The 19790-nt window shown below is 71.2% G+C and carries 20 protein-coding genes; 9 read left to right on the plus strand and 11 right to left on the minus strand.

All coding sequences use genetic code 11. The features are described from left to right. The first annotated feature begins 2 nt into the window (after positions 1–2). The gene (locus ABTW72_RS08500; RefSeq protein WP_350855941.1) at positions 3–680 is read left to right on the plus strand and encodes an HAD family hydrolase; all 678 of its coding nucleotides are present in this window, start codon (positions 3–5) and stop codon (positions 678–680) included. A gap of 107 nt (positions 681–787) precedes the next feature. Continuing rightward, a complete protein-coding gene (locus ABTW72_RS08505; protein WP_350855944.1) occupies positions 788–2083 on the plus strand; it encodes a cation:proton antiporter in 1296 nt (431 codons plus the stop codon). A gap of 60 nt (positions 2084–2143) precedes the next feature. On the opposite strand, the gene ABTW72_RS08510 is transcribed toward ABTW72_RS08505, so the two are convergent. After that, on the minus strand, positions 2144–3082 hold the full coding sequence (locus tag ABTW72_RS08510; protein WP_350856717.1) for an NAD(P)/FAD-dependent oxidoreductase: 939 nt from the start codon (positions 3080–3082) through the stop codon (positions 2144–2146). Positions 3083–3186: 104 nt separating this feature from the next. On the opposite strand from ABTW72_RS08510, the gene ABTW72_RS08515 reads away from it, so the two are divergent. Beyond that, positions 3187–3405, plus strand: coding sequence for a DUF3072 domain-containing protein (locus ABTW72_RS08515; RefSeq protein WP_091402204.1), 219 nt, complete (start codon positions 3187–3189; stop codon positions 3403–3405). Positions 3406–3508: 103 nt separating this feature from the next. Here the strand turns inward: ABTW72_RS08515 and ABTW72_RS08520 are convergent, their stop codons facing one another. The 3 genes from ABTW72_RS08520 to ABTW72_RS08530 form a co-directional block, all read right to left on the minus strand. After that, positions 3509–4009, minus strand: coding sequence for a metallophosphoesterase family protein (locus ABTW72_RS08520; RefSeq protein WP_350855947.1), 501 nt, complete (start codon positions 4007–4009; stop codon positions 3509–3511). 131 nt (positions 4010–4140) lie between these two features. Next, positions 4141–7017, minus strand: a complete 2877-nt coding sequence (locus ABTW72_RS08525) for a ricin-type beta-trefoil lectin domain protein (protein ID WP_350855950.1) — start codon at positions 7015–7017, stop codon at positions 4141–4143. 152 nt (positions 7018–7169) lie between these two features. Next, entirely contained in the window at positions 7170–9002 is a 1833-nt protein-coding gene (locus ABTW72_RS08530) for a glycoside hydrolase family 15 protein (RefSeq protein ID WP_350855953.1), read from the minus strand. 111 nt (positions 9003–9113) lie between these two features. Here ABTW72_RS08530 and ABTW72_RS08535 point away from each other — a divergent pair, with 111 nt between their 5' ends. Further along, positions 9114–9701: a YflT domain-containing protein gene (locus ABTW72_RS08535; RefSeq protein ID WP_350855955.1), complete on the plus strand. Its 588-nt coding sequence runs from the start codon at positions 9114–9116 to the stop codon at positions 9699–9701. Positions 9702–9747: 46 nt separating this feature from the next. Here ABTW72_RS08535 and ABTW72_RS08540 read toward each other — a convergent pair whose 3' ends face one another. Together ABTW72_RS08540 and ABTW72_RS08545 are read right to left on the minus strand one after the other, a co-directional pair. After that, positions 9748–10335, minus strand: a complete 588-nt coding sequence (locus ABTW72_RS08540) for a DUF1684 domain-containing protein (RefSeq protein ID WP_350855958.1) — start codon at positions 10333–10335, stop codon at positions 9748–9750. Between the two features lie 33 nt (positions 10336–10368). Beyond that, the gene (locus ABTW72_RS08545) at positions 10369–10938 is read right to left on the minus strand and encodes a TetR/AcrR family transcriptional regulator (RefSeq protein ID WP_350855961.1); all 570 of its coding nucleotides are present in this window, start codon (positions 10936–10938) and stop codon (positions 10369–10371) included. Positions 10939–10998: 60 nt separating this feature from the next. Here ABTW72_RS08545 and ABTW72_RS08550 point away from each other — a divergent pair, with 60 nt between their 5' ends. After that, entirely contained in the window at positions 10999–11487 is a 489-nt protein-coding gene (locus ABTW72_RS08550) for an FBP domain-containing protein (RefSeq protein WP_350855963.1), read from the plus strand. Between the two features lie 61 nt (positions 11488–11548). On the opposite strand, the gene ABTW72_RS08555 is transcribed toward ABTW72_RS08550, so the two are convergent. Beyond that, the gene (locus ABTW72_RS08555; protein WP_350855966.1) at positions 11549–12082 is read right to left on the minus strand and encodes a GNAT family N-acetyltransferase; all 534 of its coding nucleotides are present in this window, start codon (positions 12080–12082) and stop codon (positions 11549–11551) included. Positions 12083–12239: 157 nt separating this feature from the next. Between ABTW72_RS08555 and ABTW72_RS08560 the strand changes: the two genes are divergently transcribed. Together ABTW72_RS08560 and ABTW72_RS08565 are read left to right on the plus strand one after the other, a co-directional pair. Then, a complete protein-coding gene (locus ABTW72_RS08560; RefSeq protein ID WP_350855969.1) occupies positions 12240–12722 on the plus strand; it encodes a MarR family winged helix-turn-helix transcriptional regulator in 483 nt (160 codons plus the stop codon). Positions 12723–12732: 10 nt separating this feature from the next. Beyond that, positions 12733–13719, plus strand: coding sequence for a pirin family protein (locus tag ABTW72_RS08565; RefSeq protein WP_350855972.1), 987 nt, complete (start codon positions 12733–12735; stop codon positions 13717–13719). A 64-nt stretch (positions 13720–13783) separates the two neighbouring features. On the opposite strand, the gene ABTW72_RS08570 is transcribed toward ABTW72_RS08565, so the two are convergent. Then, positions 13784–13912 carry a hypothetical protein gene (locus tag ABTW72_RS08570; RefSeq protein WP_256441970.1) on the minus strand — a complete coding sequence of 43 codons (129 nt, stop codon included), beginning with the start codon at positions 13910–13912 and terminating at the stop codon, positions 13784–13786. A 134-nt stretch (positions 13913–14046) separates the two neighbouring features. On the opposite strand from ABTW72_RS08570, the gene ABTW72_RS08575 reads away from it, so the two are divergent. Beyond that, the gene (locus ABTW72_RS08575; protein ID WP_350855975.1) at positions 14047–15636 is read left to right on the plus strand and encodes a phospholipase D family protein; all 1590 of its coding nucleotides are present in this window, start codon (positions 14047–14049) and stop codon (positions 15634–15636) included. Here ABTW72_RS08575 and ABTW72_RS08580 read toward each other — a convergent pair. Then, the gene (locus tag ABTW72_RS08580; RefSeq protein WP_350855978.1) at positions 15585–16334 is read right to left on the minus strand and encodes a hypothetical protein; all 750 of its coding nucleotides are present in this window, start codon (positions 16332–16334) and stop codon (positions 15585–15587) included. The genes ABTW72_RS08575 and ABTW72_RS08580 overlap by 52 nt on opposite strands. A 377-nt stretch (positions 16335–16711) precedes the next feature. Here ABTW72_RS08580 and ABTW72_RS08585 point away from each other — a divergent pair, with 377 nt between their 5' ends. Beyond that, positions 16712–17536, plus strand: coding sequence for a SigB/SigF/SigG family RNA polymerase sigma factor (locus tag ABTW72_RS08585; RefSeq protein WP_091401616.1), 825 nt, complete (start codon positions 16712–16714; stop codon positions 17534–17536). Between the two features lie 114 nt (positions 17537–17650). On the opposite strand, the gene ABTW72_RS08590 is transcribed toward ABTW72_RS08585, so the two are convergent. Together ABTW72_RS08590 and ABTW72_RS08595 are read right to left on the minus strand one after the other, a co-directional pair. Then, positions 17651–18241, minus strand: coding sequence for a GNAT family N-acetyltransferase (locus ABTW72_RS08590; protein WP_350855981.1), 591 nt, complete (start codon positions 18239–18241; stop codon positions 17651–17653). After that, positions 18238–19749: an APC family permease gene (locus ABTW72_RS08595; protein ID WP_350855984.1), complete on the minus strand. Its 1512-nt coding sequence runs from the start codon at positions 19747–19749 to the stop codon at positions 18238–18240. The genes ABTW72_RS08590 and ABTW72_RS08595 overlap by 4 nt, the downstream gene beginning before the upstream one ends. Positions 19750–19790: the final 41 nt, after the last annotated feature.

Consider the following 19790-nt stretch of genomic DNA (forward strand, 5'->3'; position numbering starts at 1 on the left):
CCATGGCTACCGATCGACCCGCCGGGGTCCTCTTCGATGTCGACGGCACCCTGGTCGACACCACCTACCTGCACACCGTGAGCTGGTGGGAGGCGTTACGCCAGACCGATCAGCCGGTGCCGATGGCGGTGGTGCACCGTTCGATCGGGATGGGATCGGACAAACTCCTGGATCATCTCCTCGGCCCGGAGCGGGACCGCGACGCCGACTCGAAGCTGCGCGACGCGCACGACACCCTCTACGCGGAGTACTGGGAACGGCTCACGCCGCTACCCCGGGCGGCCGACCTGTTGCGTGCCTGCGCCGAGCGGGGGTTGCGGGTGGTGCTCGCCACCTCCGCCGCCGAACACGAGGTGGCCGCGCTGCGCCGGGCGCTGAACGCCGACGACGTGGTGGACACGGTCACGTCCTCGGCGGACGCGAAGGAGAGCAAGCCGGCACCGGACATTCTGGAGGCGGCGCTGGAGCAGTCGGGGTTGACCGCCGAGCGGGTGGTCTTCGTCGGCGACTCGGTCTGGGACGTCGCCGCGGCCGGCAAGCTGAACATCCCCTGCGTCGGGTTGACCTGTGGCGGCACCAGCCGTGGCGAGCTGGCCGGTGCGGGTGCCGTGGCGGTGTACGACGACCCGGCCGCGCTGTTGAACGAACTTCCGGATTCGCCGCTCACCCGGCCCCGGTAAGGATCACTCCGGTTCACCGGCACGTACGCGCATAGCCGGAGCCCTTGCGGGGCAAGGTCTGTCACCACCTGCCCGCACCTCGCGGGTGCGGGCAGAAGGGTGGTGCCGTGGAGCCGGTAGATGTGGCGTTCGCGCTGGTGGGCTTGGGCGCTCTGCTCGCGGGCATCCTGCCGCGGGTGCTGGAGCGGCGCCCGCTGTCCATGCCGATCGCCTTCCTCGCCCTCGGCATGCTGGTGTTCCTGCTGCCGGTCGGGTTGCCGTCACCGGACCCCCTGGCCCACCCGGAGCTGACCACCCACCTCACCGAGATCGGGGTGATCGTCGCGCTGATGGGCGCCGGGCTGAAGATCGACCGGCCGTTGAGTTGGCGGCGGTGGTCGTCCACCTGGCGACTGCTGGCGATCGCGATGCCCCTGTGCATCGCGGCGGTGGCCCTGCTCGGCTGGTGGTGGGCGGGGCTGGTGCCGGCCGCCGCGCTGTTGTTGGGCGCCGCGCTGGCGCCCACCGACCCGGTGCTCGCCGCCGACGTGCAGGTCGGCGAGCCGACCGACGTGGAGGATTCCGAGGACGAGGTCCGCTTCGCGCTGACCTCCGAGGCGGGCCTGAACGACGGGTTGGCGTTCCCGTTCGTCTACGCGGCCATCGCCATCGCCTCGACCAGCCTCGCGCCGAGCGACTGGTTGGCCGAGTGGTTCACCGTGGACGTGCTCTGGAAGATCAGCATCGGTGTCGGCGGTGGCCTGCTCATCGGCTGGCTGCTCGGCAAGCTGTTCTTCCGCGCTCCCAGTCAGCTGCGGTTGGCTCGGCACGCCGAGGGGTTCCTGGCGCTGGCCGCCACGTTCCTGGCGTACGGGCTGGTGGAGGTGGTCGGCGGGTACGGCTTCCTGGCGGTGTTCGTGGCCGCCCGGGCCATTCGGGCCGCCGAACGGACCCACGAGTTCCACTCGGTGCTGCACGACTTCGCCGAGCAGGTCGAACGGCTGCTCACCCTGGTGCTGTTGCTGCTGCTCGGCGGCGCGATCGTGGGTGGTCTGCTGGGCCCGCTGACCTGGCCGGCGGCCGCCGTCGGGCTGGCGCTGGTGTTCCTGGTGCGGCCCCTGATCGGCTGGTTGTCGTTGCGCGGCGCCCCCGGACGCCCGGCCGAGCACTGGGTCATCTCGTTGTTCGGCATCCGCGGCGTCGGCTCGTTCTACTACCTCGCGTACGCCACGACCAAGGCCGACTTCCCGCAGGCCGAGCTGCTCTGGGCGACCGTCGGGCTGGTGGTGCTCGTCTCCGTCGTGGTGCACGGCATCACGGCGACCCCGGTCATGCAGCTGCTGGACCGGGAGGGAGAGCGGACCTCCGACCCGGCCGAACGGGATCCCGAGGCCAGGCCCGTCGCGGCAGCCGGACACGCCTGAACACGGGCCTCAGGCCAGCTGTGCCTCAGGCCGGCCCGGCCTGGCCGGGGCGCTGTTGGCTCAGGCGAGCCGGGCGGCCAGCGCGCGGCCCAGGTCCCGGCCGGAGCGCCAGGCGCTCTGCACCCGGGGCTTGCCGAACGCGTCGCCGGCCAGGCCGATCCCGTCGGCGTCGAGGTGGTGGGTGGCGCCGCCGGCGTCGCTGGTCGGCTTCGCGTACGTCCAGCGGTGCACGTGCACGTCGACGGCCTGCTCGGGCAGCCCGAGCAGGTCCCGGACGGCCTGTTCGATCGCCGGGCCGGCCCCGGTGGGTTGGGCCAGGTGCCCGGCCGCGAACTCCGGCACGGTGTGCGCGACCAGCACCGGCGCGCCGTCACCGCGCCGGTCACCGTCGTCGCAGACCAGGTTGAGGACCGGGTGGTCGTTGACGAACGCGCCCCGGAAGTCCGACCAGCGCCGGGTCGGGAAGCGCAGCACCGCGGCCAGGGACGGCGACCAGCGTTGGGCCTGCACGACCCGGGTGGCGTCGGCCAGGGCCGGGTCGAGCAGCAGGGCGGCCTGCGGGCCCGGCATGGCCAGGGCGACCGCCGCGAACGACTGCCCGTCCACGACCAGGCCGGGTTCCACCGTGAGCACCAGCCGGTCGACGGTCACCGGCACGGGGCCGGCCAGGTGCTCGACCAGCGACCGCAGCCCACGGGGGGCGGCGAAGCGCATGGGCCCGGGCACCTCGCGGCTCCCGCTCCGGTCGTAGGCCTGGAAGGTGTCGGTCCATTCGCGGACCAGCCCGGCGGCGCGCCACTGTTCGACCAGTGCGGCGAAGTCCGGGTCGGTGGCGGTGAAGTAGGCGGCGCCGATGTCGGCGGGCCGACCCTGGAAGCGTTTGCTGGCCATCCGGCCACCGCAGACGTGCCCCCGCTCCCGGACCTGCACCGGCACCCCGGCCCGGGTCAGCTCGACCGCACAGGCCACCCCGGCGATGCCCGCCCCGACCACCACCACGCTCGACCGGTCCTCCGTCATCCGATGATCGTAGGTGGCGGCATTCGGGCATGAACCGCCGATGATCGGGGTACTGGCACACCTGTTCGAAAGAAAGGGTGATGATGATGACGGACCGCCGTACCGAGCAGGCCGACCAGAATGCCGCGATCAAGGACCCGGACGAGTGGGTCACTGGGGACGAGCCGCCGACCGCCGCCCAGGAGTCCTACCTGAGCACGCTGGCCCGGGAAGCTCACGCCGACCTCCCGGACGACCTGACCAAGGCCGAGGCGTCCAAGCGCATCGACGAACTCCAGGCCGAGACGGGCCGAGGCCAGTAGTCCCGGCCCTCTCCACGCGATCTTGCACTTTCTGTCGCGACAGAAGGGCACGCAAGCCGCAGACCGTCGGCAGCAAGTGCAAGATCGCGGGCGAAGGGCGGGGTCAGGGGCGGGGTAGGCGGTGCAGCCGCACCTCGGTCAGGCTGCCCGCCTGCACCTCCGCGGTGAGGTAGGTGGCGTGGGGTTGGGAGCGGCGGTCGGTGGGTGAGCCGGGGTTGAGCAGGCGCAGCCCACCGGGTGCCTCGGTGTCCCAGGGGATGTGCGAATGCCCGAACACCAGCACGTCGACGTCGGGAAAGCGGGTCGCGCACCGCTTCTCCCGGCCGGTCCTGGGCCCGGTCTCGTGCACCACCGCGACCCGCAGGCCGTCGAGCTCGACCCGGGCCACCTCCGGCAGCCGGGCGCGCAGCGCCGGGCCGTCGTTGTTGCCGTACACCCCGATCAGTCGGCGCGATCGCGCGGTCATGGCGTCGAGCAGGGCCTCGTCCACCCAGTCGCCGGCGTGCACCACCACGTCGGCCGCCTCGATGGCCGCCCAGAGAGGCCCGGGTAGGTCCCGGGCCCGCTTCGGTACGTGGGTGTCCGCCGTGAGCACCAGCCGCATACCCGCCATTGTCCCCCGAGTCCCGGCCGCCCACCCGGGGGACGTGGGTGGACGGCCGGGCTCCGCGTCCGCCACCCGACCCCGTGCGTCATCGACGCTCGGGTACGGGTGCCGAACCGGTCAGGGGGCGGTCACGGAAGGGTCCAGCGTTGCGCCCCGGTGCCGTTGCAGGTCCAGATCCGCAGTTGCCGACCGTCGGTGAGGTCCGAGTTGGGGATGTCCAGGCACCGTCCGGACTGGGGGTTGCGCAGGCTGCCGTCCGGCTGGGCGGCCCACTGCTGGGCCCCGCTGCCGTTGCAGTCGTAGAGCTGCACGAGGGTGCCGTCGGTGGTTCCGCTCGCCTTCACGTCCAGGCACTTGGCGAGCCCCCGCACCGTGCCGTCGCCGGGCAGGGTCCAGCGCTGGGCGGCGGTGCCGTTGCAGGTCCAGGTCTGCACCCTGGTGCCGTTCGCGGTCTGGCTGGAGGCGATGTCCGCGCACTTGCCGAGGGCCTTGACCTCACCGGTGCGTGCCCCGCCGGTGCCGACGCCCGGGCCGGTGAAGGTGTAGCTGTCCACGTCCAGCAACGCCCCGCTGCCGCCGGTGACGACCAGGTACAGGTCGTGGGTGCCGTCGTCTGGCCTGGTCACCGTGGCGCTCAGTTCGGTGTAGTTGTCCCAGCCGCCGGTGTTCGGCACCGCGATCCGGGCGACCTCGGTGCCGGTCGGTGAGTCGTACCGGAAGGAGATGGTGCCGCCGGGGCCGCCGGAGGAGACCCGGGCCCGGACACCGGTGATCCCCTTGAGGCTCACCGCGTGGTGCCGGACGCTCTCGCCGTTCTGGACGTCACCCAGCCGCTTGCCACCCTCGGCCGCCGCCTGGTCGATCACCTTGGGGCCGTTGAGCTGGACGAAGTGCTCGGCCTGCCACTGTTTCGGGTAGAGGCTGATCTCCTGCTCACCGGTGAGTGCGGCCGAGCCGGTCGCGCCGCGATCGGTGTAGCTGCCCCGCAGGACGAAGAACAGCACCGAGTCGGGGCCGGCGTGCACCGGACCGGTGTTGAAGGTGGCGCCGCAGCCGGTCCCCTCCCCCTCCTCGTGGGCGTGCTCCTGGTGGCCGAGCGCGGCCCGGACGACCACCGCCGAGCAGGCCGGTGTGCCGTCCTGCGGGTCACTGGCGGTGGCGCCCACCGCCAGGTCCTGCCCCCAGTCGAAGAGCCCGCCGGCGGGCAGGCCGGTCAACGTGACCGTCGGCCGGTTGTTGCCGACCACCACCGACACCACTGTGGTCGCGCTGCGGCCGGTGCCGTCGTTGACGGTGAGCCGGGCGCTGTAACTGCCGTTGGCGGAGTACGTGAAGGACGGGTTCGCGGCGGTCGAGTCGGTGCTGCCGTTGTTGGTGAAGTCCCACGCGTACGTCAGCGGGTCGCCGTCCGGGTCCGAGCTGCCGGCGCTGGAGAAGGTCACCGAGAGAGGGGCCAGGCCGTTGTCCCGGTTGACGGTGGCCTTGGCGGCCGGCGACCGGCCACCCTGGACGTAGTTGATTTTGTAGAGACCGGCGTCGACCGCACCGGAGAAGTAGCCGCTGCCGTATTCCAGCAGGTAGAGCGAGCCGTCCGGGCCGAACTGCCAGTCGATCGGGTGGACGAGCTTCATGCCGGCGAGAACCGGCTCGATGACGGTCGGCGCCCCGGTCGACGGGTTGCCGTTGTCGAACTGGACCTCCTTGATCCAGTTGCGGCAGTACTCGGAGATCAGCCACTTGTTGTCGTAGTAGGCCGGCCACTTCACGTCCGAGACGAGGTTCGGGTCGTAGTGGTAGACCTCGACGTGGTTGGGCGACCCGCACCCACCCGGGTTGTCCAGCGCCGGCCAGTCCTCACTGCCGCCGTGCTGCTCCCAGACCAGCGCCGCCTTTGTCGGCGGAAGCTGCTGGACGCCGGTGTTGCGGGGTGAGTTGTTGACCGGGCCGGTCGAGCCGCCGCAGGGGAACCAGCCACGCGGTGTGGCCGTGGCGAAGTCCCAGTCGTTGTAGGCGACATTGGGGCCGCCACAGTACGGCCAGCCGTAGTTGCCGGGCCCGTTGGCCCGGTTGAACTCGTCGTAGGCCGCCGGGCCACGGTTGGCCAGGTCGGTGCCGGCATCCGGGCCGACCTCGCCCCAGTAGAGGGTGTTGTTGGCCTTGCGGTCCACCCAGATCCGGTACGGGTTGCGCACACCCATCACGTAGATCTCCGGGCGCGTCCGCGCGGTGCCGGCGGCGAAGAGGTTGCCGGCGGGGACGGTGTAGCTGCCGTCGTTCTCCGGGTGGATCCGGTTGATCTTGCCGCGCAGGTCGTTGGTGTTGCCCGAGGTGCGCTGCGCGTCGTACTGGGCGTTGCGGTTCGTCCGCTCATCGATCGGGGCCATCCCGGCGGAGTCGCCGCCGGAGTTGGTGTTGTCGCCGACGGCGAAGTACAGGTTGCCGGCGGTGTCCCAGCTCATCGAGCCGGCCGAGTGGCAGCAGAGATCGCGTTCGGTGGGCCACTCGATCAGCACGTCCTCGCTGCCCGGGTCGAGCAGCAGTGTGGACGGATTGAAGGTGAACCGACTGATCCGGTTGACCAGCGGGGTGACCTTGGGCGAGTAGAAGAGGTAGACCCAGCGGTTGCTCGCGAAGCTCGGGTGCAGGGTGATGCCGATCAGGCCGTCCTCGAAGCGGGCGTCCAGCGCCAGGGTCAGGGCCACCGTGGTGGACCTGGTCGCCGGGTTGTAGAGGCGGACCTGGCCACCGGCGCTGCTGGTGCCCCGGTTGATGTAGAAGACCTTGCCGTCGGGTGCGACGGCCAGTTCGATCGGTTCGCCCATGGAGAGGCCGCCGTCGAGGGCGACCTTCTCGAAACCGTTGGTGGCGGGCGGGGCGAGGGCGGCGGCCTGGGCCGGGGACGCGGCGGCCGGTAGAACGCTCGCCTGCGGGACCAGGCAGAGGGTGACCAGGACGGTGAGCAGGGTGGTGGCGCTGACGAGCCGTCGACGCAGAGTGCGGGACACGAGACCTCCAGCTGTCCGGGGATCTCGGTGCCGCTCCCGCCGACTGGAGGAGCACCGCGGTGTTTCCCGGACATTAACGTCTTTCACTGGAAGGCGATAGAACTTCGCGTCATCGAATCGAAAGTTGTCAAGATTTACACGAAAGTACGGGCTCAGCGACGCGTCGGGGTGAAGTGCGCCGGAGGCATTCCGCAATGGCGCAACGTCGGGTCCTGCTCGACATCGGTGAGCACACCGGCGGCATTGATGAGGCCGATGTGCGAGAACGCCTGCGGGAAGTTGCCCAACTGCTCCCCGGTCTGCTGGTCGATCTGCTCGGCGAAGAGACCCAGGTCGTTGACCCGACCAGCCAGATCGCGAAACAACTCGTGCGCCCGGTCCCGCTCGCCGGCCAACGCCAGGCAACTCACCAGCCAGAACGAACAGATGACGAAGCCCGCCGGGTCGCCGTCCCAGCGCCGCAGCAGGCCGTCGTGCGACAGTCCCCGCTCCACCGCGCGGACCGTCGAGCGCATCCGCGGGTCATCGGCCCGCAGAAAGCCCACCAGCGGCATCACCAGCACCGACGCGTCCAGTTCGTCGGAATCGAAAATCCCGGTGTACGACTGGAGCCGGTCGCTCCACCCCCGCTCGAGGATCGCCGCGCGCACCTCGTCCCGGGCCGCCGTCCAGCGGGCCAGGTCCTGCGGCCCGCCGAGCTGGTCGCCGAAACGGACCGCCCGGTCCAGCGCCACCCAGCACTCCACCTTCGAGGACACGTGGTGGTGTTGGACTCCACGCTCCTCCCACATCCCCGCGTCCGGCTGTTTCCAGTCCTGCTCGGCCTGATCGGCGAGCACCCGGAGCAGGTGGTAGACGTCCGGGTCGAACGGTTCCAGCTGGTCGCGCATCAGCCAGGCGGCGTCCATGGCCGCGCCGTAGATGTCGTTCTGCCGCTGCCGCCACGCGTCGTTGCCGGTCACCACCGGCGGGCTGTCGCGGTAACCGCCGAGCTGCTCCAGCTGATGCTCGGTGAGGTCCCGCTCCCCCAGCACCCCGTACATGATGGGCACCGGCTGGTCGCCGATGCGGCCCATCGCCCGACCCAACCAGGCGAACTGCCGCCGCACCTCGTCGAAGCACGCCGACCGCCACAGCGCCCGCAGGGTGTGGCTGAAGTCGCGCACCCAGACGTAGCGGTAGTCGTAGTTGCGGTCCCCGCCGAGCTTCTCCGGCAGCGAGGTGGTCACCGAGGCCACCACCGCGCCGCTGGGCCGGTACGTCATGCCCTGCACCACCAGTCCGCTGCGCCGAACCTCCTCGGCGTAGAGGCCCTGGTACTCGTGCTCGTCGGCCCAGGACCGCCAGCCGGCGACGGTGTCGGCGATCGTCTGGTCGGCGTCCGGTACCTCAGGCAGTGGGGCGTCGTAGGTCGGGGCGTACCCGAGACTGAAGTTGTGGGTCGTGCCGGCGCGGACGGTGAACGTCGCCGCGGCATCGCCATCGTCGCCGCACGCCAACCGCACGCTGCTGCGGAAGGTGAGCCGCGCGGCCCCGGCGATGGCCTCGAGCATGTTCTCACGCTCGACCAGGTACGCGATGGTGCGCCCGTACTCGAAGCGCGGACGGTAGTGCACCCGCATCGGCACCGCGCCGGAGAGTCCCTGCACGCTACGAACCAGCACCTGCGGTGGGTGCATCCCGATGTGGTGACCTCGCGAGCCGGGCTCGAAGGCGAGCGCGTCGGTGAGCGCGACCTCCCCCTGCGCGGTGCGGAAGACGGTCCGCAACACCAGGGTGTCCTCCAGGTAGCTGCGTTCGACACTGAAATCGATCTCCGGTCGGATCGACCAGTGCCCCGCGCCGTCGTCGAGCAGCCGCCCGAACACCGACGGGGCGTCGAACCGGCCAGGGCACCACCAGTTCACCGAGCCCGAGGCGTCCACCAGCGCCGCGGTGCGGCCGTCGGCGAGGAACCCGTAGTCGCTGATCTGTCCGCTCTCCACCTGACTGCCTACCCGGGCCGTCAGCACCCATTCCCCTCCGGTCCGACGGTGGTGACCGCGTTACCGGTCGGCCTGGAGGGGAACCCGGCGAGCTGACGAGGGAGGATGCTCATGACGTCAGCTTCGGGGCCGACCGCCGCCTGGCGGTCCGGCACACAGGGTGGCGACCTGCTTCCATCCGGGCCGGCCGGCCGCCTGTCGACACCGGCCGGGGACGGCCACGGGCCGGAGGCCGGCCCGCCGACCGTGACAATCGGCTCGTACCCGGACTATCCGACCGCGCAGCGGGTCGTCGACTACCTGGCCGACAACCGCTTCCCGGTGGAGCACAGCGCCATCGTCGGCACCAACCTCACCCTGGTGGAGACGGTGCTCGGACGAATGACCACCGGTCGAGCCGGCCTGCTCGGCGCCGGTACCGGCGCCTGGTTCGGGCTCTTCATCGGCTTGTTGTTCGGCATCTTCACCGTCGGCAACTGGCTGGCGGTGATCCTGGTCGGGCTGGTCATCGGTGCGATCTGGGGTGCCGTGTTCGGTGCGGTCGCGCACGCCATGACGGGCGGCCAGCGCGACTTCACCTCGGCCAGCTCACTACGGGCCGGCCAGTACGCGGTGACAGTCGACGCGCAGCTCGCCGACCAGGCGCGGCAGCTGCTCGGTCGGATGCAGATGTCCGGCTCGCCGTCGAACGCCCGCTGAGCGACGACACCGGCCGTCCCGGCGACACGCCGGGGCGGCCGGCCGTTCAGTCGTGGTACGTCAGCTCGCCGGCGCGGATCTCGACCTCGACCCGGTTCTCCGGCGGTGCCAGCGGGCAGGCCCAGCGGTCGTCGTAGGCGCAGCTGGGGTTGTAGAGGTAGTTGGCGTCCAGCCGGACCCGGTCGCCGGGCAGTAGCTCGACGCCCCGGCCGAAGGTGCCCTTCACCGTGTCGGTGAGGTACCGGCCTCCGCCGTAGCTCTCCCGCCCGCAGGTGCCGTCACCCAGCGGAACGAACAGCCCGCCCCCGTACGCCTCGATCCACCACAGGGTCAGCGGCCCCCACGGCGTCTCGGCCACCGCGACCCGCCGGTACGAGACCACCCCGTCCGGGCCACCGGTGTCGATGCGCAGCTCACCGCCGGCCGGCCGCAGGGGTGCTTCCACCACGGCCTCCGGGTCGGGCGGGAAGTAGCGCACCCCGGCGAAGTCGGGCCGCTCTGCCACGGGGATCGGGCTCTGCGGGTGGGTGGCGAAGAGTTCGTCGCGGCCGGCGCGGAAGCCGGCCAGGTCGACGTCGGACAGGTACAGCCGGGCCACCCGCTCCCGCCAGTCGGCCAACTCGAGATCATCCACGCCACCGAGCCTATGCCGTGGCTCTGCGGCAGCTCAGCGCGACGGCCAGTTGGTGAGGACGGCGTCGAGGGCGTCCAGGGTGCGCGACCAGGAGTCGTCGGTGGGGCGCGGAGTGTGCCGGAAGCCGCCGGTCTTCTCCAGGCTCACGAACCCGTGGAACGTGCTGTGCATCATCCGCACCGCGTCGGTCTGGTCGGGCTCGGAGAGCCGGTAGCCGCGCAGGATCGCCCGGGTCATCTCGGCGTGTCGCACGCCCGCGCTCGCGGCGGCGGTCTCCGGGTCGAGGTCGATCTGCATGGCGGCGTAGCGGCCCGGGTGCTCTCGCGCGTAGGCACGGTACGCGTTGGCGAACGCCACCAGCGCCTCCTTGCCGGCCCGGCCGGCGAGCGCGGCGGCGACCCGGTCGGCCAGCTCGGCCAGTGCCAGCAGGGCGATCCTGACCCGCAGTTCGTGCGCGTTCTTGAGGTGGAAGTACAGGCTGGCGTCCTTGACCCCGAACTGGCGTGCGAGCGCGGCGACCGTGACGTTCTCGACCCCCACCTCGTCGGCCAGCTCCGCCGCGGCCAGCGTCAGACGCTCGACGGTCACCCCGGCACGTGCCATGCAGCACACTCCCAACCTAGCCGTAATAATCGCTTGCCTAAGAGGGCTAGGCTACTACCTATGTTAGTCCTGACCGAATCCGTCATCCGCGCGTCCTTCGTCAATTGCAGCAAGGGCGAGGCGAAGCGGCTGGCCGTACCGAACGATCTTGAAATGCGCCAGTGGGACGACCTCGACTTCCTCGGCTGGCGGGATCCCTCCGCGCCGCAGCGGGCCTACCTGGTCGCCGAGACCGACGGCAAGCTGACCGGGGTGGTGCTGCGGGCCGCAAAGCATCAGATGGGACGCGTACGGCACAGCATGTGCTCGTTCTGCCTGACCACCCACCTCGGCGGTGGCGTCTCGTTGATGACCGCCCCCAAGGCCGGCCCGAGCGGACGGCAGGGCGACTCCGTGGGCACGTACCTGTGCTCCGACCTGGCCTGCTCGCTGTACCTGCGGGGAAAGAAGCACGCTGGGCCCCCCGCGCCCGAGCCGCTGCCCCTGCCGGAGCGGATCGACCGGGTCAGGACCGCCCTCGCGACATTCCTCGGCAAGGTCACCGAGTGACGGTTCGAGAGGACCCGCGCGGCCGGGGCCGGAGCGTGTTCGGGTCCCGGCCGGCCTTCGGCTAGCGGTCGGTGGACAGGCGGGCGTGCAGGTGCTCGTCGTAGCGGCGGCCGTCGCCGTACCGGTACGACTCGCGCAGGGTCCCCTCGGCCGGGTAGCCGGCCCGGTCGGCGACCCGGCAGGACGCCGGGTTGGCCACCGCGTGACACAGCTCCACCCGGTGCAGCCCGAGATCCGCGAACGCCCAGTCGGTGAGCCGGACGACGGCGCGGACCGCCACCCCGCGCCCACGCGCCGCCGGCACCGTCCAGTAGCCGATGGAAGCGTCGCCGTGGTGGATGTGGTGCAACGACACGGAGCCGAGCAGCTTGCCGTCCGCGGCGTCGGTCACCGCCATCGAGGCGTGGTCGCCGGCCGACCAGTCGGCCCGGCGGCGCACCCAGACCAGCGCGACCTCGTCGTCGACGGGGCCGCCAGCCTGCGGGTTCCACTGGGCGATCGCCGGGTCCCGGAGGGCGTCGCGCACGGCCGGGGCGTCCTCGTCGCGCCAGGGGCGCAGCAACAGGTCGGCGGCGGAGAGTTCCACGTGTTCCACGAGGCCGGAGTCTGGCACAACCCGCGGTCTGCGCGCCGCCGGATTAACGCGGATTTCCTTCAAAGCTGCACTATGTGACGGCCAGCACGGGAGGAAGTGACGCAGGCGACGGTCAACGGCGTTACTTAAATTTTGAAGGAGTGCTATCGTCGTGGGCATGACCGAGAGCCTGGACAGCACCCGAGAGGCCGCCTGGCGCGCCTACATCGAGGCCAGCCAGCGTCTCTACACGCAGTTGGAAGAGGATCTGCGGGTCGACAGCGACCTCAGCTTCGCCGACTACCACGTGCTGGTCCTGCTCTCCGAGGCACCCGGGCAGCGGCTACGGATGGGTGAGCTGGCCAGCCGGTTGATCTTCTCGCCCAGCCGCCTCACCTACCAGGTCTCCTCCATGCAGCGTCGTGGCCTGGTCAGCAAGGAGCCCTGCCCGGACGACCGGCGCGGCAGCGAGGCGGTGCTCACCGCCGCCGGGCTGCTCGCCCTGCGGGAAGCCGCACCCCACCATCTGGCGTCGGTGCGTACCCATCTCATGGACGACCTCGACGACGCCGAGGTCGCCTGCCTCACCCGGGTCTTCGACCGGCTCGGCGAGCGCCTGCGGGCATCGCGGGTCGGCTCGACCACCCCCGCCTCACGCTAGGAGCCTCGACATGCCCGCGATCACCGTCGACAACGTTCTCGTCCTGCCCCGCCTGCCCCGCCTCGACGAGGCCGCCGCGATCCGCCCGGTCCGCACGGTGACCACGGCGCCCAGCGGCTTCGAGGGTGAGGGCTTCCCGGTCCGTCGCGCCTTTGCCGGGGTGTCGACCGCCGACCTGGACCCGTTCATCCACCTCGACCAGATGGGCGAGGTGGACTACGCGCCGGGCGAGCCCAAGGGCACCCCGTGGCACCCGCACCGCGGCTTCGAGACCGTCACGTACATCATCGACGGCGTCTTCGACCACCAGGACTCCAACGGTGGTGGTGGCACCATCACCGACGGCGACACCCAGTGGATGACGGCGGGCAGCGGCCTGCTGCACATCGAGGCCCCGCCGGAGCACCTGGTGATGAGCGGCGGGCTCTTCCACGGCACCCAACTGTGGGTCAACCTGCCCCGCTCGGCCAAGATGAACCCGCCCCGCTACCAGGACATCCGGGGTCGGGAGTCGGCACTGCTCACCACGCCCGACGGCGGCGCGCTGATCCGGGTCATCGCCGGCGAGGTCGCCGGGCACCGCGGCCCGGGTTCGACCTTCACCCCGATCACCATCACGCACGTCACCGTGCAGCCGGGCGCGCAGGTCGACCTGCCCTGGCGGCCCGACTTCAACGCCCTGGTGTACGTGCTGGGCGGTCGCGGCACGGTCGGCACCGACCGGCGGCCGGTGCGTACCGGCCAGCTCGCGGTGCACGGCCCGGGTGACGCGCTGCGGTTCAGCGCCGACACCGCTCAGGACAGCAACACCCCGGCACTGGACCTCTACATCATGGGCGGTCAGCCGATCCGGGAGCCGGTGGCACAGTACGGCCCGTTCGTGATGAACACCCGGGACGAGCTGCTCAAGGCGTTCGAGGACTTCCAGGCCGGCCGCCTCGGCGTGATCCCCACCGAGCGGCTCCCGCACACCGGCGGACAGGGCACCCGGCCCTGACCGCGGTCGACCGCTGAGTTCGGCGCCGACGCCTCCGGTTCACCCCGAAGGCGTCGGCTTCGCCTCAGGAAACCGCAAAAATCCCGGCGACGCCCAGAATCACCATCACCAACACCGCTACCAGCGCACCCCGTTCGCTCTCCACCGCCGGCTCGCGGTTCTCGGTCACGGGATTCGTCGTGTCGCGGGGCATGGTGTGGCCTCCTCGGCTGTTGTCGCGTCGCTTTCCATGGCGTTGGCCAGGTCACCGGTCTGGGGGCCTGGCGTGCGGACCCGCGTCGGGGGTCCTACCGTGAGGACGTTGCCGACCTCCAGGGGGGCTGGACGGTGCCGTTGCAGGACTGGTTCCTCACCGCTGAGGAACGCGCCAACCCGGTCTCTGGCATACCCGTATGGACCACGGGAAACCTCGCCGAGCCGTTGATTCACGGTGCCGCGTACTTCGACCGGCTGGTCGACGAGGTCGAGGCCCTGGGCCCCGGCGACCACCTGTTCTTCACCGACTGGCGGGGTGACCCGGACCAGCGACTGCGCCGGAACGGTCCGACGGTGGCCCAACTCTTCGCGCAGGCCGCACAGCGCGGTGTGGTGGTCAAGGGGTTGATCTGGCGCTCGCACCTCGACGTCCTGGCGTACAGCGAGGCGGAGAACCGCGACCTCAGCGAGACGATCTCGGCCGCCGGTGGCGAGGTGCTGCTGGACCAACGGGTCCGGCGCGGCGGCTCGCACCATCAGAAGCTCGTGGTGCTGCGGCACCCGGACGCGCCCGAGCGGGACGTGGCCTTCGCCGGCGGGATCGACCTGTGCCACAGCCGCCGCGACGACGCCGCGCACCACGGCGACCCACAACCGGTGCAGATGTCACCCCGGTACGGACCCAATCCGCCCTGGCACGACGTGCAGCTCGCGGTGCGCGGTCCGGTGGTCGGCGCGTTGGACACCCTGTTCCGGGAACGCTGGACCGACCCGATGCCGCTGGACTCGGAGAACCCGATGGCCTACCTGCGGGACCGGCTGCGCGGCTCGGACCTGCGCCCCGACCCGCTGCCCGAACAGCCGGCCGATCCGCCGCCCTGCGGTCCGCACCAGATCCAGGTGCTGCGCACCTACCCCGCCGTCCGCCCGCGCTACTCGTTCGCACCGGACGGGGAGCGCACCGTGGCCCGGGGCTACACCAAGGCGGTACGCCGGGCCCGCCGACTGATCTACCTGGAAGATCAGTACCTCTGGTCGGCCGAGGTCGCGGACCTGTTCGCGCACGCGCTGCGGGACAATCCGGACCTGCACCTGATCGCCGTCGTCCCCCGCCACCCGGACGTGGACGGCAGGCTGGCCTTGCCGCCGAACATGGTCGGGCGCGAGCAGGCACTGTCACTGTGTGAGCGGGCCGCACCGGACCGGGTGCACGTGTTCGACGTGGAGAACCACGCCGGCGACCCGGTCTACGTGCACGCGAAGGTCTGCGTGGTCGACGACGTCTGGGCCAGCGTGGGCAGCGACAACTTCAACCGGCGGTCCTGGACGCACGACAGCGAGCTGTCCTGCGCGGTGCTCGACGACACCCGGGACCGGCGGGAGCCCACCGACCCCGCTGGGCGGGGCGACGGCGCGCGGAGCTTCGCCCGGGACCTGCGACTGCGGCTGTGGCGCGAGCACCTGGACCGCGACCCGGACGGCGCGGACGACGCCGACCTGCTGGACCCGGCGGACGCCGTCGCGGCCGTCACGGCCGCCGCCGACGCGCTACAGCAGTGGTACGACGACGGCCAGGTGGGAGAACGGCCGCCCGGGCGGCTGCGCCCGCACCGCCCCGAACGGCTGCCGTGGTACACCCGGGCCTGGGCGCTGCCGGTGTACCGGCTGGTCTACGACCCGGACGGCAGGCCGCTGCGGGCGAGGCTGGCCGGCACCTGGTGACGCGCTCGGGCCGGCTCCGGCGCGGCGACCGCGTACACGTTCAGCCCGCCGGGGTAGGCGAACGACGAGCGCGGTGAGTAGTAGCCGAAGCCGATGGTCAGCGGGTTGGCCGGGCGCAGCGCGTACATCGGGTGGCCAGGCTGGAGGAACTCCACCGACTCGATCTCGAACGGGGCGACCGGCTCGGCGACGAACGGGTAGGCCGAGCTGAGCAGCTGGCCGTCGCGCCGGGTGAAGTAGCGGTGGTGCCCGCTGCTGATCGCGTGACCGGTCTCCCCCACCCGACACCGGGCCCGGATCAACGGCGTGCCGTCGATCTCCGTCTCGGAGAGCAGGTCCTCGCCGTTCACGTCGATCCGGGTGCGCCCGGCGAGCACCGGGGCGCCGCGGGCGAGGGCGTACTCGCGGACCCGCCGGCTGGAGGCCACGTAGTGGGTCCACCAGCCACCGGCGTTGAGGCCGCCGGGCGCGTCGACGCCCAGCAGCGAGACGCCCAGGTAGGTCAGCGAGTACGCACCGAAACCGGAGGTCTGCGTCTCGTCGTCGACGATGTACTGGTTGAGGAAGACCTGGCGGTCGGGGCGGGGGCAGAGCCCCGGCGGGACCAGCGCGGCGACCGCGTCGGGATCCGCCGGCAACCAGCTGAAGTAGAGGGTGCGGCTGTTCACGACAAGCTGGGGAGCGGCTGGATCGAGCACGGTGCCTCCGAACCGGGGTTGTACAGGCGACGCTACGGCCAGTCCCACCAGCGGGACAAGGACGGATAGTCGACACTCCTGGCGACTTGTCGGATTTCATGTTGACCAGTCGACGCGCCCCGTGGGCCGATCGGCCGGGCCAGCCGGCCGACCGGGCAGCGGATCGCAGCGGGAACAACGGGTAAGGATCCTCACAGCCAGCCGAGTTTCCGCGCTATTTGCCTGTTTTGTTGCTCAACACGCCTTAAGTACATCAACCTTTCGGCTAGATTTCCGGGAGACGATCAGGTTAAGGTGACTCCCGAACGGCCTATTGGAAGCTAAACCAAAGCGTCACGTCTTTTTAGTCAGCGGACGAGGTGCAGGGAGGACCACCCATGACCGCGCCAACGATCACCGAGCAGCCGAGCGCCGCCGTCAAGGCCACCACCAAGCTCGACCCGCGCGCTCTCACCGACAGCGCCGCCGACCTGCTCAACGCGATGGCGGCGCTGCCCGCCAATCACCCGTCGCGCGCCGCTCTGCGGGACCGGGCGATCGAGGCCTGGCTGCCGCTCGCCAACCACCTGGCCCACCGCTACAGCGGGCGCGGCGAGCCGAACGACGACCTGGCGCAGACCGCCGCGATCGGCCTGATCAAGGCCATCGACAAGTTCGACCCCGAGCGCGGTGTCGACTTCGCCGGTTACGCGATCCCCACCATCATCGGCGAGCTCAAGCGGCACTTCCGGGACCGCACCTGGGACATCCGGGTGCCCCGCCGGCTCCAGGAGCTGCGGCTGGCCATCTCCGACGCCAACAGCTCGCTCCTGCAGACCCTCGGCCGCTCGCCGACGGTCGCCGACATCGCCGCGCACCTCAAGCTCACCGAGGAAGAGGTGCTGGAGGGCCTGGAGGGCGCCCGCGCGTACAACGCGGTATCGCTGTCCACCCCGACCGGCGACGGCGAGCGCGCCACCGAGCTGGGCGACATGCTCGGCGGCGAGGACAGCGAGTTCGAGCTGGCTGAGCTGCGGGTGGCCCTCGGCCCGGCGCTGGCCACCCTCGACGAGCGCGAGCAGAAGATTCTCACGCTGCGTTTCTACGGCAACCTGACCCAGTCGCAGATCGCCGACCAGATCGGTGTCTCGCAGATGCACGTCTCGCGGCTGCTGACCCGCGCGCTGACCAAGCTGCGCGGCCAGCTCGACGGCACGTACTGACCGGTTGACGCACGGAGGGCCGGGTCCCTGGACCCGGCCCTCCGTGCTGTCCGCACTGTCACGTGAGCGTTACAGTGCGACCACGGGATGTGCTGGTCGCATTGACCGACCGGCTCAGCGCCCGACCGGCTCGCGCCACATTGGCCAGAACGGCGTTCCGTCGGGCACCCGGAACGGCTCGCCGGCCAGGTAGCCGTGCTTCGCGTACAGGTCCCGGCTACGCGGGCTGCTCGCCTCCAGGTACGCCGGCATGCCGTTGGCGTCCAGCCAGGCGTGGTGGTGGCGCATCAGCGCGCTGCCCAAGCCCTGCCCCTGCCGGTCCGGCCGGGTCGCCAGGAACGCGAGGTGGTGGTGATCCGGATGCGGGTGGTTCGCCGCGAACAGTTCGTCGAGGTGCTGGAACCGGTCGGTCCACTCACCGCAGGCAGCGGCCAGTCGGGCGTCGTAGTCCGCCGGCGGCGGCGCCGGCTGGCCGACCGACGGAAACCAGACCGCGACCGAGGCCCGGTCCGCGGTGGCGTGGACGATGCCGTGCCGCATCGCGTGCCCGACCAGGATCTCGAAGTCTCCGGCCAGTACCGCCTCCCGCTTGCTCGGGTCGGGGACCAACCAGTACGTCACCTCCAGGACGGTGAACGCCTCGGCGATCCGACCCGCCACGAGGGTGGTCTCCTCCGGCCCGAGTTGCTCGATGACCACGCTCATCGGGTCACCTCCACGGCGGCCGGCGCCTCCGGCTTGACGGCGGCCGCGGCGCTCGCCGCCCCCAGGCCGATCCGGGCGTACGTGTCCGGGCGGTTGCTGCGCAGCAGCAGGGCCCAACCGATGCCCAGCAGGGCGGCCACCGGGTACGCGGCGGGAAGCGCCCAGCGCAGCGTCGAGTCCGGCGCCACGCCGAGCAGGTTGGCGAAGTTCGACACCGCCAACCAGATGATCACGAAGAGCGCGATGGTGGCCAGGCCGGGCGCGATGGCCCGTCGCCAGAGGTTCTCGCCCCCGGCGGAGCGGGCGAAGTAGGCGATCACCGCCACCGAGGTGGTGGCGATCAGCAGCAGGACACCGAAGCCGCCGGTGGTGCCGACCCAGAAGAAGAGCTGGACCACCGGATCCCAGCCGTTGACCGCGTACAGCAGGATGACCAGCAGTCCGAGGACGCTCTGCGCCACCGAGGCGGCCCGCGGCGCCCCGGTACGGGCCGAGGTCTGCCCGAACACGGCCGGCAGCACCCGCTCCCGACCGAGCGCGAAGGTGTAGCGGGCCGTGGTGTTGTGGAACGAGATCATCGCGGCGAGCACCGAGGTCAGGAAGAGCACCTGCCCGATGGTGACCGCGGTGTCGCCGAGGTGCGCGGCGGCCAGGTTGAAGATGAGCCCGACACTCTGCTCGCCGGCCTCGGCGACGATCTGGTCCTGCCCGACCGCGACGGTCATGGTCCAGGACGACAGCGCGTACAGCCCGGCGATGATCGCCACCGAGAGGTAGGTGGCCAGCGGCACCGTCCGCTTCGGGTCCTTGCTCTCCTCGCTGAAGACCACCGCCGACTCGAAGCCGACGAAGCCGAGGACGGCGAGCACCAGCACCGCGCCGACACCCGGTACGAAGAGGTTGTCCGGCGAGAACGGGGCGAAGCTGACCCCACCCTCGGCCGGGTGGCCGAGCTGTCCCAGGTCGAAGACGAGGACCACCACGATCTCGGCGACCAGCAGCGCGGCCAGGACCATGCCGTTGAGGTCGACCCGGAGCAGGCCGAGCAGGCCGACCAACGCCCACGCCACCAGGGCCACGACGGCCCAGTGCGGGTGCCCGCCGAAGAGCCGGTCGAGCACCGGCTCGGCCGCCACGCCGATGGTGCCGTACAGCCCGACCTGCAACGCGTTGTACGCGATCAGCGCGACCCAGGCGGCGCCCACGCCGGCAGGTCGGCCGAGGCCACGGGAGACGTAGGCGTAGAAGGCGCCGGCGTTCTCCACCCGGCGGGACATCGCCACGTAACCCACCGAGAAGAGCGCGAGCACCGCGGCGATCAGCAGGAAGGCCAGCGGTATGCCGGTCACCCCGATGACGCCGTAGCCGGTGGTGACCACGCCGGCCACCACGGTCAGCGGCGCGGCGGCGGAGAGGACGAAGAAGATCACCGAGGGGATGCCGAGACGGCCACGGGCCAGGGCTTCGGAGACGTTGCTGGGTCGGTCGACTGTCGATGTCGGGGGCATACGACTACTCCGATTGTCGAGGGGAGGGTTGGGGGTTACCG

The organism is Micromonospora sp. NPDC127501, from assembly GCF_040302185.1.
In the GTDB taxonomy this organism is placed as follows: domain Bacteria; phylum Actinomycetota; class Actinomycetes; order Mycobacteriales; family Micromonosporaceae; genus Micromonospora.